The organism is Flavobacterium silvaticum, assembly GCF_012911565.1.
In the GTDB taxonomy this organism is placed as follows: domain Bacteria; phylum Bacteroidota; class Bacteroidia; order Flavobacteriales; family Flavobacteriaceae; genus Flavobacterium; species Flavobacterium silvaticum.
Genome location: NZ_JAAMPU010000108.1, coordinates 13351 through 28102, shown reverse-complemented (window position 1 = coordinate 28102; position 14752 = coordinate 13351). Strand labels below are relative to the sequence as shown.

Below are 14752 nucleotides of genomic sequence, written 5' to 3'. Positions count from 1 at the left end.
AAGCCCGATTTGGGATCGGGCTCATCAAGGTTAAATATGGCAGAAAATTATGCGTTTCTGTATTTTTCAATCAGGTTCTGGACCATTTTTCTGTCCCAGGCCGCGGGGAATAATTCTTTCAAAAGCGTATGATGTTTGAAATTCGTCCGCAGCGCGTTGCTCAAATGATATTTTCCTTTTTTATCGTCGCCTAGAATAAAATGGATTCCGGCAAGACGATATTCTATTTCATAATGATCTGGGAAATAATCCATGGCCTGGATCAACGTCTGTTCAGCCGCCTGGAATTCTCCTAAATACTGAAGGATGTCAACCCAGAATAACCACGTGTCCAATTGGGAATCACCGAGTTCCACGGCTTTCCGGTAGCCCATTTCGGCTTCTTCCCAAAAATTCATTTCCTTGTTAATCACCGCGTAACGTTTCCAGTACAATCGGTTTGAGTTGTCGATGTTCAACGCCTTGTTCACATAGAATAACGCCTTTTGAAAGTTCTTCTCGCGAACATAAAAATCAGTTATCGCAATCCAGCCTTTGTCCAATAACGGATCTTCGTGTACGGTTTTGTTGTAGAACTTAAGTGCCAGGGCTTTCTTTCCGAGTTTTTCGTAGCACTTTCCAATTCGCATCAAGGCATAAGATGTCGGGTCGTCAAGTTCAATCGTGCGGTTGTAACTTTCGATCGCTTCGTCGTAACGCTTCAGTCGTTCAAGCGATTTTCCTTTTTCCATGAAAGCGCCAAGGAATTCGTCATCAACCAAAGTAGCATAATCAAAGGCACGCAAAGCCGCTTCGTATTCTTTCAGTCCGTAATGCAAACGTCCAATCTGGTGCCAGGCAATTTCAGAATACGGATTCGAATCTATATAACTTGTCAGGAATTCGATAGCCTCGCGGTTTTGGTCCAAAAACTCAAAGCAATACACTACATTATATAGTGCCGCCTGGTCTTCCGGATCTTCTTCGAGGCATTTGATAAAGTTCTCCTTAGCCAGTTCAAGATTGTCCATGAACAAATATTCCATTCCCATCAGGTTGTAGACGTCGGCGAAATCTTCGGTGTATTGTAAGGCGATTTTCAGCTCCTCGACAGCTTCCTCATGCTTGTCGCGTTTGGAATGGATGTTGGCGCGCTGAATGTAAATCTCTTCGTTGTGAGGTTCAATGGCATAAAGCTCGTTGAGTAGTTTTTCTGCCTGATCGAGCTTGTCATCGTAAATAAGCATTTCCACCTGTACCAGTTTAAGGCCGGTCGATCTCGGGTGTTGTTCCAATGCCAGTTTGAGTGCTTTTTTTGCCAGTGAGGCTTTACCCGTATCGAGGTAATGGAGAATGATGTCTTCAAATTCTTCCGAATCAAAGAAAAGTACTTTGTTCGTTTTGAGCATCGATTCGAATTTAGATAAGGATAGGTTGTATTCTTCTTCTTCGTTGCTAAGCTGCATACTCAATATTTTAGAATTATCCTGCGATTAAAATTAGCGAACAAGGGTTCGGTTGATTTGGGAAGCAGGCTATTGTTGTGAACAATTTAATTAACAGAATTTTTAGAGTTAATAGTTAACTGTTATCTGTTAACCGTTAACAAAACCTCATCCATCACTTCCAAAAGAATCTTGCATCCTTCCCGGATCTCGTCTTCAGAAATCGTCAGCGGCGGCGTTATGCGAATGGCCCGGCCTTCAAAGAGCAGCCAGAAAAGGATCAATCCCTTATCATGGCATTTTAAAATTATAGAATCAGTGATTTCGGGAGAAGCTGTCATTGCTGCGAGCATCAGGCCTTTTCCGCGAATTTCGGTTATCAAAGAATGTTCCAGTAAACTCCGGAACAGTTTTTCCTTCTCAAGTGTTGCCGGAATCAGTTCTTTTTGAGCGATTTCCTGTAAAGTTGCCAGTGCTGCTGCCGCAATGACAGGATGTCCGCCAAATGTCGTGATGTGTCCGAGCTTCGGATCGTGGCTTAAAAGATCCATCTTCCTTTCATCTGCAACGAACGCGCCTGCCGGCATTCCTCCGGCCATTCCTTTACCAATGATAAGTACGTCCGGAACGGCATCGTAGTTTTCAAACCCGAACCATTTTCCGGTTCGGCCAAAACCAGGCTGTATCTCATCGACAATCATCATCGCGCCAACTTCGGTACAACGTTCACGGACTTTTTTGAACCAGCCGTTTTCAGGTTGTATAAAACCCGCGCCGCCCTGGATGCTTTCTAAAATGACCCCGGCGGTTCTGGTGGTGATCTTCTGCAAATCTTCTTCGGAATTGAACGTAATAAAATCCACATCCGGTATCAATGGCCGGAAAATCTGTTTGCGTTCCTCATGACCCATAACGCTCATCGAACCCATCGTATTGCCGTGATACGCTTTGTGGCAGGAAATCAACTGACTGCGGCCCGTTGCGCGACGCGCGAGTTTGAGGGCGCCTTCTGTAGCCTCGGTTCCCGAATTGACCAGATAAACCTTGTTTAGTGAATCGGGCAGGAGTGAAGCCAGTTGTTTGCAATACTCGGTCGCCGGATTTTGAGCGTATTCGCCATAGACCATCACATGTGAATACTTGTCCAGCTGATTTTTGATGGCATTGTTGACGTATTCATTCCTGTGTCCGACGGAAACTGCAGAAACACCTGCGACAAAATCCAGGTGTTTCTTTCCGGAAGTATCGTAAATGTAGGAACCATCAGCATGTGAAATTTCCAATCCGAGTGGATGGAGCGAGGTTTGTGCCTGGTATTTATAGAAATCGGTGATCATGGTCGATTAGCGGATGATGTAATTAGCAGATCTAAACTTCAGGAGGAATGTTGAAACGATTTGTGAACAACGCAACAATAGCTGCAGTTGAAGTTTTTATTGGTAAGTCGGCGTATTATTAATTTCAAATTTTAACAAATGATATATTTTTTCTGTATCTGATATTTCCGGAGAATTCGTAGGGACACCATTGGCCCCTTCCCTGTGAAAAGATAGTTGTTTCTGAAATATCCTAAATACAGAAAAAATGCCTGAAATGTTAAATTAAAGATTTACAATTCCGGTCATTTCTTTTTGCCTTTTTTATTTTTAGGTTCCGACTTTTCCGGATGCTTTTGAATCTCATCATAATTCAACGTTTCCTTGCGTGGCTCCATTGGAACATCTGGTTTTGCAGCGTCTTTCTTACTTTCTTCCTGAGCCTGCCGCTCGATTTCTTCTTCCTCAGGCGGAAAAATATCGTCTTTGGTTTTGATGCGTTCCTCTCCGCGCCAAATAAAACCGCGCAACTTTCGGGCATTTTCGGGAAAATCCTTTTCAGGTAAAATGTCTCCGGCTGGTTTGTCGAAAACCGTCATCGTCCGGATTTTGTTTTCTTCAATGATCAGATTGATACGGCTTCCTGCGCTTTTGTTGATGCCGATGAGGTCGTGGGTTTCGTCGTCCCTCATGTAATAAATAGCCTCTGTATTTTTTATCAGGTCGACTTCAGACAGCTTGTTGTCCTTGAATTTTCCGTACAAATTCGCGCCCTTTACCTGATTATAGCCTGTTCCTACCGTGTCCTTCGACACCACAAAAGCGTTACCGAGCACTTTTAATGAATCCAGTTTCTCCGTCTTGCTGTCGCCGAGCAAATGCATGATGTCGCCCGTGAGCTGGTTGTCGAAATTCCACAAAACAGGTCGTCCGATCATTTTTGTGATTCCGGTCAGTTGGCTCGAATGGATCGAATCGCACTTTCCGCTCAAATCTACTTTGAAGATACGGGCGTTCGGATAAGCCCTGATAATCCTGTTTTCAGCCGGTCCTGTCAACACCAGGCGTTTTCCGTGTATGTAAACCGAATCTTTTTCCACAAGATTTATCGCAACCGCGTGCCCCGTCACAAAACTCGAATCCTTTGCCTTGTACACTTCACCGTATTGACCCTTGACCAAACCTTTGTTGATGGTATCGGTAATCTTGACATTTCTTGTAGCAGATGCAAATTCCCTCGTACGGTCGTAATACAGGCTGTCGCCTTCAATTAATCTATCCTTATACTTTATGTAGGATTTTCGTAAAAAGTGACCGATGTTGCGTTTGCTGTCATAAAACCCTTTCTCGGTGTATATAAAATTATCCTTGCTCGTTATGGTACTTGGGCCAAAGAGATAGGCGTGGCCGGAGTTGTTGTAATAATCGAGATGATTTGATTCCAATACATATTTGGGGTTCGTCACCACGACTTTGGTCAAAAACTGGAACTTTTTCTGGTTCACATAAAAACGGCCGGTGTTGCTTTTCAGGACATTGTCCTTGTTGTAAATAGTGCCCGGTGAACGATAATACGCTTCCTGGATATTGCGGTCAAAATAAATAGTGTCAGTAACCAAACGCATATCAGGCGAACGCATATTGACATTCCCGGTCGCAAAAGCCTGTTTGTTCATACCGTTGTATTCGGCGTAACGACTGTCAAGGAATAATGTGTCTCCTTGCACGATGTGGACGTCACCAAAAGCCTTGAGGTAATTTTCATCCTCATACACATACGCTTTGTTGCAGGTCATGATGGCTCCGTCGTGACTCACGCGGACATTACCTGTCAAAAGGGCGACACCTGGCATTTCGATTTCATTCCTGTCGGCAAAATCTGAATGTTCAATGATGATTTTTTTGGCTGCGGGCTGTGCTGCTGGTTTTTTGGGTTGGGCAATCAAAGGCAAAAAGCCTATCAGCTGTATCAGAAGCACGAAAAGGAAGCTCTTTTTCAAGTAAGCGAATTTTCGCCAAATTTAGGAAAAACTGTGGTTGTGGATTGTGGTTTAAGAATTAATTGTCAGAATGCCCGATAAAAAAACTTCCGCCAACTGCAAGGACGGAAGTTCCAACTAACCTAACCACTTCTATGTTTGATGTACTTATTTATCAGGAGTATTTTGCTTTTCAAGTCTGCGGATGCGTTCTTCCAGTTTTTCAATCAGTTCCTGTTGTTCCTGCATGGCTTTGACCAACGGCACGACGAATTCGGCATAACGTAAGGTGTAAGCGCCTTTCCCGTCTGGTGGAGGAACCAATCCGCTGAAATCGTAACCGGATTCATTGGCGGCTTTCTCTACTTCCTGTGCGATGAAGCCTGAGAATTTTATCTTTTCAATGTCGTATTTCCCGTCGTAAACCGCGGTTGTATCTTTCTTTCCGTTGTTCAATAAGGCAAATTCCTTGTCGTAGTTGAAATGATAGGTCACAGGGCGCAATTTTTTAATGAAGTCCAGACCTTTTACTTCTTCTGAAATCCGGTCTTTGGTACGCGCATCAGAGAAAGTTCCCCAATTTGTCTGACCGCCAATCCACAACACCGATCCGTTCCCGATATTGATATGATTGGTAACTGTAGTGCCAAAGCCCGATCCGTTGCCAATACAGGTGACATTCTGGACACCACCACCCAGAGCGACACCTGCATAATTCCCTACCGCAGTATTGTAAGTGCCAGTCGTTATATTCCCAAGCCCGCCATAACCGATGGCTACATTATTACCGCCTGTGGTATTGCCAACCATGCAAAGGCTTCCGATAGCCACATTGTACGAGCTTGTCGTGCTTACATTCAAGGCACCCCAGCCAATCCCGATATTTTCCCACCCGACCGTATTATAAAGTAGTGCGCTTTGTCCGATACCAACATTTCGGATACCTGTCGTATTGCCGGCCAATGCACCATCTCCGACAGCCGTATTGCTATAGCCAGTAGTATTCGCAGTTAAGGCAGATGTGCCTACAGCCGTATTTCTTTCGGCCGTCGTGTTTGACCTTAATGCCCTGTATCCGAAAGCCGTGTTTCTTATGCCGGTCGAATTAAAATATAAAGCAGATGCACCCATTGCGGTATTCTGAATTCCGGTAGTATTCTGCATTAAGCTCTCGTATCCAAGGCTAGAGTTATAAGTACCGGAAGAATTGTTTCTCAGGGCATACGTTCCAATTCCAGTGTTAAAACTCCCGGTGTTGTCTTTCAGTGCCCAGAAACCAAATGCCGAGCAATACATCGTGTTCGGAGGATCGGCGGCTTCTCCGGCGGAGTGACCGAAATAAACGCTGCCACCTACTTTTTCGATTTTCCCTGCGGGTATGTTACTCATCCTGAAACTCAGCGATTTTACATCGGTCGTGCCGATAAAATCTGTCGTTTCATTTGTGCCCGAATTTCCATTCACAGACCAACCAGTTTTGCTTCCCACGGCAACCCAGCTTCCGTCCCAATAATAAAATCCGGGAAGGTTCGTGCCCGATGCTGTGGTCAGATACACCATCATTCCCGATTGTGCTGTAGTAGGGTTTGTTGCAGGAAACGAATTGATCCGCGGAATCAGGATGCCGTCTGTATTGGAAGGTGCCGTAGCACTTGAAGCCGTGACATCGAGCATAGCCGCAGGTGTTGTCGAATTGATCCCAATCTGCGCAAGCAAACCCTGAGAAAGCAATATCAAAAGGATGGAAAAGGATTTCATACGGTCTTTTACCTCAAATTTACTTTCGCATAGGTGGCTGATCCTGGCGATTTTTACCAACGACAGTAAATCTGTACAGACAACAATATTTTTAACTTTTATCACTACATTAGCCCTTGACCCCAATCTGATGCTTTGGAAGCCAAGTGCCTTATCATAGACGATGACGACCTGGACCGGATCATGATCCAGTCGTTTGTGAAGCGTGTTCCCCAATTTACGTTGGCCGGAAGTTTTGCGTCTGCCGAAGAAGCTGAGAGTACGTTAAAAGATTCCGCCATTGACATCATGTTTCTCGATATCGATATGCCCGGAATCAGCGGGCTCGATTTAAGACGCAGGTTCCCCGATATTCCTGTCTGTATCTTTGTTACGTCACATCCCGAACACGCCGTGGAAAGCTTCGAGACGAGTGCCTTTGATTTTTTGGTCAAACCCGTCAAATATGACCGTTTCCTGTCTGCTGCAAACCGTGCCATTTCCTATCTGGAACTGCTTCACCGTGCCGCTCTCGTCGAATCGGTAACCGGTAACGGAACTGTCCTTATTCGTGAAGGAAAATACGACCTGAAGATTCCCGTGAGTGAAATCATGTACCTCGAAGCGCTCGGAAATTACACGCGCATCGAACTGACTGATACTACGCATCACATCCTGTCAAGTATTGGAAGTGTCCTCAAAGAAGAAGACTTCGCCTCGTTCGTCCGCATCCACAGGAGTTATGCCGTCCAGAAACATTTTGTCGCCAGATTCAATTCGCGTGAAGTAGAGTTGTCGAACAAAGCCCTGATTCCAGTCGGCCGGGCGTATAAAAAAAGCATTGATTCGTTCCGATGAAAAAATGGATGCTGATTTTGCCAATGCTGATGCTGTCGTTTTCCTTCTTTGGACAAACGGAAACAAAGCTTACAGATACAACACAGGTTTTCCAATGGATCGAAACGGCCCAGAAAACTTCAGATCTCCATGTCAAAGATTCGCTTGCCCGTCTGGCTCTTGCGCGTTCGTATAAAATGGCGTACCCGAGAGGTCTTGCCCTGGCGTATTCAGTTAAGGCGAAAGTGTTTATGATAAACGGCGATTATGCCTCGGCTGAATCGTATTTCAGGAAATCGGCAAAATTACTTCTCGACAGCAAAGATTATAAGGAATACGGAAAGACGTTATCTAACATTGGGGTGATTGGACTCAACAATAGTGATTTGGAACTGGCTTCGAAAAGTTTTTTCGGCATACTCGAATTCTCCCAAAAACACAAAATCGACCAGGCTTATGCCTTGGCGCATGAAGGTGTTGCGACGGTATATTCGCGCCAGGAGAATTATGTGAAGTCAATCGAATACGCCAAAAGAGGTATCGAACTTTACCGGAAATTAGGGGATAAACTCCACGTGGCGAGTTGCGGCCATTTGCTCGGTGTGTTGTATCATCTGCAAAAAAACGAAACCGAAGCACTCAAATACTATCGGGAATCGCTTAAGAATTATTCAGAGATTGCTGATTCCGTGGGCATGGCGACCGATTATTCACACATTGGGCTCATTGAAAAGGAAAAGGATTTCGACACCGGAATCAAAACATTGGAGAAGGCGCAGAAAATCTTCGACACTAATTTCCCGAACCATTTCAATTCCATCCAGAATCTGGGAAATATCGCTAAATCGTACCACGATATTTATGTGTCGGATAGTTTACAGAAGGCTACGGGAATCAGCAAAAAGCTGGCGTTGGATTTATCCGAAAAATACATCGTCCGGAATATCAGGCTCGGACGCGAGCAACAGGATATCCAGAACCTTATCGAAAACCTCGAAACGTACAGCGATGTAGAATTCGAACGCGGGCGTTTCCAGAGTTCGCGTGACAAACTCAAGGAATACCAACGGCTTAAGGATTCGCTTTTTTCACAGGACAACAAAAACCATATCGCCGATCTGGAAACCGCACAGGCCGTGGCATTGAAAGACCGCGAATTACGCATCAGTAAGCTCGAGCTTGAAACCCGAAACAAACAACGGTGGCTCCTCATTGCATTGATCGTTTTCCTGTTGATAATCGGGGGATTGATTTTGTGGCAGGGCCGAAACAGGAAAAGAACGAACCAAAAATTAAAGCGCCTGAACTCCGAGCTCGAAGCCGCCAACGCTGTCAAGACAAGGTTCTTCGCTATCCTGAACCATGACCTGAGAAGTCCCGCGGCAAGTGTTGTCAATTATCTTCAGCTTTCTGAAATGGAAACAGATATCCCGGCAGATGAAAAGGCGCAATACAGAAAGAAGATCCAGGATTCGGCTGAGTTTCTTTTAGAAACGATGGAAGATTTGCTGTTGTGGAGCAAAGGCCAGATGAAGCAGTTTGAACCATCATTTGAACAGGTTTCCGTTTCCGAAGTGTTTGAAAACATGGCCCAGCTTTTTCCGCTTGCCACATTTGAAAATGCAGGTGACATTAGATTGGAAACCGATATCGATTACCTCAAAACCATTCTGCGCAACCTGACATCGAATGCCGTCAAAAATCTCGATCCGTCAAAGCATCCGGAAGTTGTCTGGCGTGCCGGGGTTGAAAACGGTTCCGTGATTCTTCATCTGACCGATAACGGAAAGGGTGCAAAACCGGATGCTTTCCGTGCGTTGTTCGATGAAACCGTCATATCTTCAACGAGAAGCGGCCTGGGGTTACACTTAGTACGCGATTTGGCCCGGGCGATTCATTGCAGTATCTCAGTCGATACGGAATTAGGAAAAGGAACACATTTCCGTTTAAGATTCAGTTAATTAACGTGAGTTCGATGTAAGAACTTCCCTGACGCTTGAAATAGTGAATTCTTAAAAGGAAATCGTGAGCTAATTCCAGAAAACACACGTCTCCTGCGTTGGATTTTTAGCTGATAGCACCATTATCACCCAAAAATCCGTCTTGAATCCATGCGTTTTCCGGAATCCAGGCTTTGCCCTTACATCGAACTCACGTTAAATAGCATCTTCACTTTCCCGTAAAAAACCGAAAGCCTATATTTGGGCAACAAAACCAAACGCCATGAAAACAATAGTTCTTTCCCTGTTGGCCGGCTCGGCGTTAGCCATACAGACCCAGGCCCAAAACAAAAAAATGACAGAACCCAAGCCTGCCGAAAGAAAAGTAGTTGTATACCAGGTATTCACACGCCTGTTCGGAAACCAGAAAACAGCAAATAAACCGTGGGGAACCATAGAGGAAAACGGAGTCGGGAAGTTCAATGATTTTACCGATGTCGCCCTCCAGTATGTAAAATCGCTCGGCGTGGATTATATCTGGTACACCGGCGTGCCGCATCATGCGGTTGTGCGCGATTATACCAAATACGGTATTTCGAATGACGACCCGGATGTCGTGAAAGGCCGTGCCGGTTCGCCTTACGCCGTAAAGGACTATTACAATGTCAACCCGGATCTGGCCGTCGATCCGTCAAAAAGATTGAAGGAATTCGAAGAGCTGATCAAACGGACGCATAAGAACGGATTGAAGCTTTTGATCGACATCGTCCCGAACCACGTCGCCAGAAAGTATGAAGGTGCGAACAACCCGAAAGGTGTCCGTAATTTTGGGCAGGATGACGATACATCTGTCGAATATGCCAAAAACAACAACTTCTATTACATTCCGGGCCAGGCTTTCGAGCTTCCGGATTATGGCAACTACAGGCCGCTCGGCGGTGAAGCCAACCCGTTGTCGGACCATAAATTCGTAGAAAACCCTGCCAAATGGACCGGAAACGGGTCGCGCAGCCCAAAGCCGTCGATGGATGATTGGTATGAAACCGTAAAAGTCAATTATGGCGTAAAGCCCGATGGTTCCAAGGATTTTCCGGAATTGCCGGAAGGATTTGGCGAAAAAGATTACAAAGACCACTTTGCTTTCTGGAAAGACAAAGACAAGGAAGTTCCCGATTCGTGGAAAAAGTTCCGTGATATTGCATTGTATTGGCTGGATAAAGGTGTCGACGGTTTCCGTTATGACATGGCCGAAATGGTTCCGGTTGAATTCTGGAGCTACATGAATTCTGCAATAAAGACAAAAAATCCCGATGCTTTCCTGCTTGCGGAAGTGTATAACCCAAAGGAATACCGCAATTACATCAAGCTGGGCAAAATGGATTACCTGTACGACAAAGTCGAATTGTACGACAAACTCAAAGACGTGATCCGCGGACATTCCAATCCGGACGGCATTTCCGATATTCAAAATGGATTGGCCGATATCGAACACCACATGCTGCACTTTCTCGAAAATCACGATGAGCAGCGTCTTGCTACGCCCGATTTCGCCGGAAATGCATTCAAGGCAAGGCCGCTTATGGTGCTTTCAGCCACTATCTCCACGTCTCCAACCATGGTTTATTTCGGTCAGGAAGTAGGCGAGCGCGGTGCAGAAGATGGCGGTTTCGGAAAACCTTCGCGGACGTCGATTTTCGATTACGTAGGCGTTCCGGCACATCAGCGACTGATGAACGGCGGCAAATTCGACGGTGGCCAATTGACTCCGGATGAAATCAAGATCATCGATTTCTATCATCATTTGCTTACGGCTGTCCAGGCCAGCAGTGCCATGACGGGGAAATTCTTTGAAATCCAGAAAGTAAACCGCCAGAAGCCAGATTATCCGCAGGAAGTCTATTCGTTTGTGCGTGCTTCAGATAAAGAGCAGCTCATTGTGACGTGTAATTTTTCTGCCCATGCGAGCAACTATTTTGAATTGAAGATTCCTGTCGATATCATTAAGGAAATGGGGCTCAAAGACGGAAAATATATGCTCAGGGATTTGTTGTTCGAAAAGAGCAAGTTGTTCCTCAATGTGGTCAAAGGCGAAGGAAAAGTCGGGATTACGCTTGGGCCGAGCGAATCGTTCATCTATCAGTTGCAGAAATAATATGGACGAAATCCAATTACTTACATTCGACCGTTTTCGGGATAAGGCGCAGGCTCTGGAATTACAGCAGCTCTTTACCCAAAACGGCATTCCGTCTGAAGTTGAGGACGATTCCAAAGTATTCGACCCGAATTTTGCTTTCGGCAATAACACGACGACCTACAGCCTTAAATTACATCCGGACGATTTCAATAAAGCCGAACGATTGATTGAAAGCCTGGTTTTAGGTGATTTGGATGATGTAGGCCCTGATTACTACCTGTATTCTTTCTCTGATTCCGAACTCAAAGACATCCTTGCCCATAAGGACCAATGGAGTCCGTTTGATTTTGTGCTGGCCCAGAAACTATTGCGTGAACGCGGACATGAAGTATCCAAAGAGGAACTTCACCAAATCCGTGAGCAACGTTTAGAAGAATTGGCTGCACCGGAAAAAGGACAGACAGGCTGGATCGTGGCCGGTTATATTTTTGCCGTGTTGATCAGTGTAGTCGGAATAATCATTGGCTGGCATTTGAAATCGTATAAAAAGACATTGCCCAACGGAGAATCTGTTTTTGCTTTTTCCCAAAACGACCGCAAAAACGGGAAGGTGATCTTTTACCTCGGTATTTTCTTCTTTGCCCTATCTGCCGGCTATTGGTTTGTCCGGGAAATCGTCAGGCCGTAACCGTTTTTTTCTTTTTTCGGTTTTTCGTCAGCATCCGTCCCAACACAATATAGCCCAATATTCCCGAAATGAGCGAAGCAATCAGGATGCAGATTTTGGCCGATGCAATGAATTCCGCTTCATCAAATGCCAGCAGTGTAATGAATATGGACATGGTAAATCCAATTCCGGCAAGCATCCCGACCCCAAATATATGTTTCCATTTGAGGCCCAAAGGAAGTTTGCAAAAACCGATTTTTGCCGAAAGGTAACTGAAAAGCCAGATTCCGACAGGTTTTCCAACCACAAGTCCGGCAATGATGCCAAGCCCGACCGGATGAATAATCCCTTGCAGCCAATGTTCTCCCAATTGTATGTCAGTATTGGCCAAAGCGAACAGTGGCAGTATAAAGAAAGCGACAGGTACGTGAAGCGCTTGTTGCAGCAGGTAAGATGTCGATTTTTCATCCCCATTCCCAAACGGAAGTGCAAACGCCAGTAAAACACCCGTAATGGTCGCGTGGATTCCGGAATGATGCATAAAGTACCACATGGCTATTCCGCCGATGATGTATGGAATCAGGTTCCGGACTTTCAATCTGTTCAGTAAACACAGAAAAGCGAACAGGGACAGCGAAATGCCAAGGTTCATCCATGAAATCTTTTCGGTGTAAAAAGCTGCTATTACCAGTATGGCGCCCAAATCGTCGATAACGGCAAGCGCGGTGAGGAAAACCTTCAATGAAGTCGGTACGCGGTTTCCCAGCATCGACAATATGCCAACCGCAAAAGCGATATCGGTAGCCATTGGAATTCCCCAACCGTGTGCCGAAGGTAATCCGGCATTGACTGAAAAATAAATCACTGCCGGTACGATCATTCCCCCAATAGCACCAATAATGGGCATTGCCGCTTTTTTGATGTCTGATAATTCACCAATGTAGATTTCCCGTTCAAGTTCAAGGCCGATAAGCAGGAAAAAGATGGCCATAAGTGCATCGTTTACCCAGCTGAGTATAGATTCTCCGCCTATCTCGGTTGCCCAGAAAGCCGAATACATCTCATTGAAAAAACTGTTGGCTATAAGCAGCGAAAAAATGGTAGCACCTAATAAAACGATACCGCCTGACCGTTCTGATTCAAAAAAGGTATGGAAGATTTTGGTGATACGCATGACCCGCAAGATACAGCTTTAGGCGGGTTTCATTGATAAAGCTTGGGCTGCTTTTTGGCCTTCCACTCCAATGTAGGCAATATAGTTATCGGGCCTGACGACCACAAAGAAATCCGATTGTGAATTGAAAACTTCCGGAATAGCATTGATTTCCATAGGTTCAATATCGGCATATCGGTATTTTAAATCGGCAAAAGCCTGATTGTTTTCAGCGCCGAACCAAAACAGTTTATATCCGGGCTTTTTGAGGAAATCATCCAGTTTTTTATCTGTCGGAAAATAGGGGAAACGATCGCCGGCCTCGATTTTTCCAACACTGCTTTTTAGGGTCAGCGGACTTTCCGGATATTTGATTCCGATTTGTGAAACCGTCTTGAAGAAAAACCGCATGATCGATTTTATCTTCGAAATCTGTCCGATGAAGAACGGAAGCATATATAATCTCAAAAAATTACTCAACGCACCGGTTCCGGCTAAAAGATCGAACATCCTGTCGGTTGTTTTGAGCAGGTGCTTTGCATTTTCGGTACGCTCCGAATCATATGTATCCAATAGTGAATCTGTCGCTTTTTCGGTTACCGCGAAAGCCAGTTTCCACGCCAGGTTGTACGCGTCCTGCAGACCGGTATTCATGCCCTGTCCGCCCGCTGGTGTATGAATATGGGCTGCATCTCCGGCAATAAAACAACGGCCTTTTCGGAATTGTCCTGCCATACGCGAATGCACTTTATAAGTCGAAAACCAATATTCTTCCGGGAACGATGCCGGAACGCCAAGCTGTTGTGTGATTACATTCTTGATATCGGTAAAAGACAACTTTTCCTTTGAAGCGATTTCATCGGGAACGGAACCTATTACGCGGTACCTGTCGGTTTCGGCCATCGGGAAAAACAACACGAAACCTCTTTTTATCATGGCGAAATAGGCATCTTTAGAACCGGTGATTTCACTCTTCAGCTTCACATCGGCTACATAAAACATACGTTCCTGCGTGTCGCCGGAAAACGATAATCCAAGCTGATGACGCACGAAACTCGAAGCACCGTCACAACCCACAAGATAATCGGCGGTAATCAAATGCTCCACGCCTGAAGCATCTTTATAAGATAATGAGACTCCATTTCCGGTGTCCTCAAATCCAAGCACTTCCGAAGACCAATGGATTACGGCTCCTTTTTGACGGATGTGATCTGCCAGCAGATTCTCGGTCTTGCTTTGTTCGAGAATAAGTGCAAACGGAAATTTGCTCAGTCCGTTCCCAGAACCTTCAAGGTCTATGCTTCCCCGTGCTTTTCCCCGTGCAAGCATGGTGATATGATGTGCGGGCCGACCCAATTGTATCGCTTTTTGGGCCAGCTCCATTTGATCGAGTATTTCAAGTGAACGCGCATGCACAATCATGGCTTTTGAAAGCGGCGATGTTCCCGGATTTCTGTCGAGCAGCATAAAGTCGATGCCGTATCGTTGCAGTTGGGCCGCAAGCATCAAGCCTGTCGGGCCGGCCCCGATAATGATTACAGATGTTTTTATAGGTTCCATGGTGA

The 14752-nt window shown here is 45.4% G+C and carries 10 protein-coding genes; 4 read left to right on the top strand and 6 right to left on the bottom strand.

Annotated features, from left to right (window positions below; genetic code table 11):
* Positions 1–47: 47 nt before the first annotated feature.
* The 4 genes from G6047_RS14255 to G6047_RS14240 all read right to left on the bottom strand — a co-directional run bounded on the left by G6047_RS14255 (position 48) and on the right by G6047_RS14240 (position 6477).
* Positions 48–1445: a tetratricopeptide repeat protein gene (locus G6047_RS14255; RefSeq protein ID WP_169528308.1), complete on the bottom strand. Its 1398-nt coding sequence runs from the start codon at positions 1443–1445 to the stop codon at positions 48–50.
* 122 nt (positions 1446–1567) lie between these two features.
* Entirely contained in the window at positions 1568–2761 is a 1194-nt protein-coding gene (locus G6047_RS14250; protein WP_169528307.1) for an aspartate aminotransferase family protein, read from the bottom strand.
* Positions 2762–3045: 284 nt separating this feature from the next.
* Positions 3046–4740, bottom strand: coding sequence for an OstA-like protein (locus G6047_RS14245; RefSeq protein ID WP_169528306.1), 1695 nt, complete (start codon positions 4738–4740; stop codon positions 3046–3048).
* Between the two features lie 147 nt (positions 4741–4887).
* The gene (locus G6047_RS14240) at positions 4888–6477 is read right to left on the bottom strand and encodes a tail fiber domain-containing protein (protein WP_169528305.1); all 1590 of its coding nucleotides are present in this window, start codon (positions 6475–6477) and stop codon (positions 4888–4890) included.
* Positions 6478–6612: 135 nt separating this feature from the next.
* Between G6047_RS14240 and G6047_RS14235 the strand changes: the two genes are divergently transcribed.
* The 4 genes from G6047_RS14235 (at position 6613) to G6047_RS14220 (ending at position 12055) form a co-directional block, all read left to right on the top strand.
* Positions 6613–7314, top strand: coding sequence for a LytR/AlgR family response regulator transcription factor (locus G6047_RS14235; RefSeq protein WP_169528304.1), 702 nt, complete (start codon positions 6613–6615; stop codon positions 7312–7314).
* A complete protein-coding gene (locus tag G6047_RS14230; protein ID WP_169528303.1) occupies positions 7311–9254 on the top strand; it encodes a tetratricopeptide repeat-containing sensor histidine kinase in 1944 nt (647 codons plus the stop codon). Before G6047_RS14235 ends, G6047_RS14230 begins: the two co-directional genes overlap by 4 nt.
* 262 nt (positions 9255–9516) lie before the next feature.
* Entirely contained in the window at positions 9517–11385 is a 1869-nt protein-coding gene (locus tag G6047_RS14225; protein ID WP_211165460.1) for an alpha-amylase family protein, read from the top strand.
* 1 nt (position 11386) lies between these two features.
* On the top strand, positions 11387–12055 hold the full coding sequence (locus G6047_RS14220) for a hypothetical protein (RefSeq protein ID WP_169528302.1): 669 nt from the start codon (positions 11387–11389) through the stop codon (positions 12053–12055).
* On the opposite strand, the gene nhaA is transcribed toward G6047_RS14220, so the two are convergent.
* On the bottom strand, positions 12045–13208 hold the full coding sequence (gene nhaA, locus G6047_RS14215) for a Na+/H+ antiporter NhaA (RefSeq protein ID WP_169528301.1): 1164 nt from the start codon (positions 13206–13208) through the stop codon (positions 12045–12047). The two genes, G6047_RS14220 and nhaA, sit on opposite strands and share 11 nt — an antisense overlap.
* An 18-nt stretch (positions 13209–13226) precedes the next feature.
* Positions 13227–14747 (bottom strand): FAD-dependent monooxygenase, encoded by a 1521-nt coding sequence (locus tag G6047_RS14210; RefSeq protein ID WP_169528300.1) that lies wholly within the window; start codon positions 14745–14747, stop codon positions 13227–13229.
* Positions 14748–14752 lie beyond the last annotated feature (5 nt).

What these genes read in the sequence shown, in the direction of transcription:
- G6047_RS14255 (WP_169528308.1), bottom strand. Translation starts at nt 1,445, where the DNA reads ATGCAGCTTAGCAACGAAGAAGAAGAATACAACCTATCCTTATCTAAA.
- G6047_RS14250 (WP_169528307.1), bottom strand. Translation starts at nt 2,761, where the DNA reads ATGATCACCGATTTCTATAAATACCAGGCACAAACCTCGCTCCATCCA.
- nhaA (WP_169528301.1), bottom strand. Translation starts at nt 13,208, where the DNA reads ATGCGTATCACCAAAATCTTCCATACCTTTTTTGAATCAGAACGGTCA.
- G6047_RS14225 (WP_211165460.1), top strand. Translation starts at nt 9,517, where the DNA reads ATGAAAACAATAGTTCTTTCCCTGTTGGCCGGCTCGGCGTTAGCCATA.
- G6047_RS14220 (WP_169528302.1), top strand. Translation starts at nt 11,387, where the DNA reads ATGGACGAAATCCAATTACTTACATTCGACCGTTTTCGGGATAAGGCG.
- G6047_RS14230 (WP_169528303.1), top strand. Translation starts at nt 7,311, where the DNA reads ATGAAAAAATGGATGCTGATTTTGCCAATGCTGATGCTGTCGTTTTCC.
- G6047_RS14240 (WP_169528305.1), bottom strand. Translation starts at nt 6,477, where the DNA reads ATGAAATCCTTTTCCATCCTTTTGATATTGCTTTCTCAGGGTTTGCTT.
- G6047_RS14210 (WP_169528300.1), bottom strand. Translation starts at nt 14,747, where the DNA reads ATGGAACCTATAAAAACATCTGTAATCATTATCGGGGCCGGCCCGACA.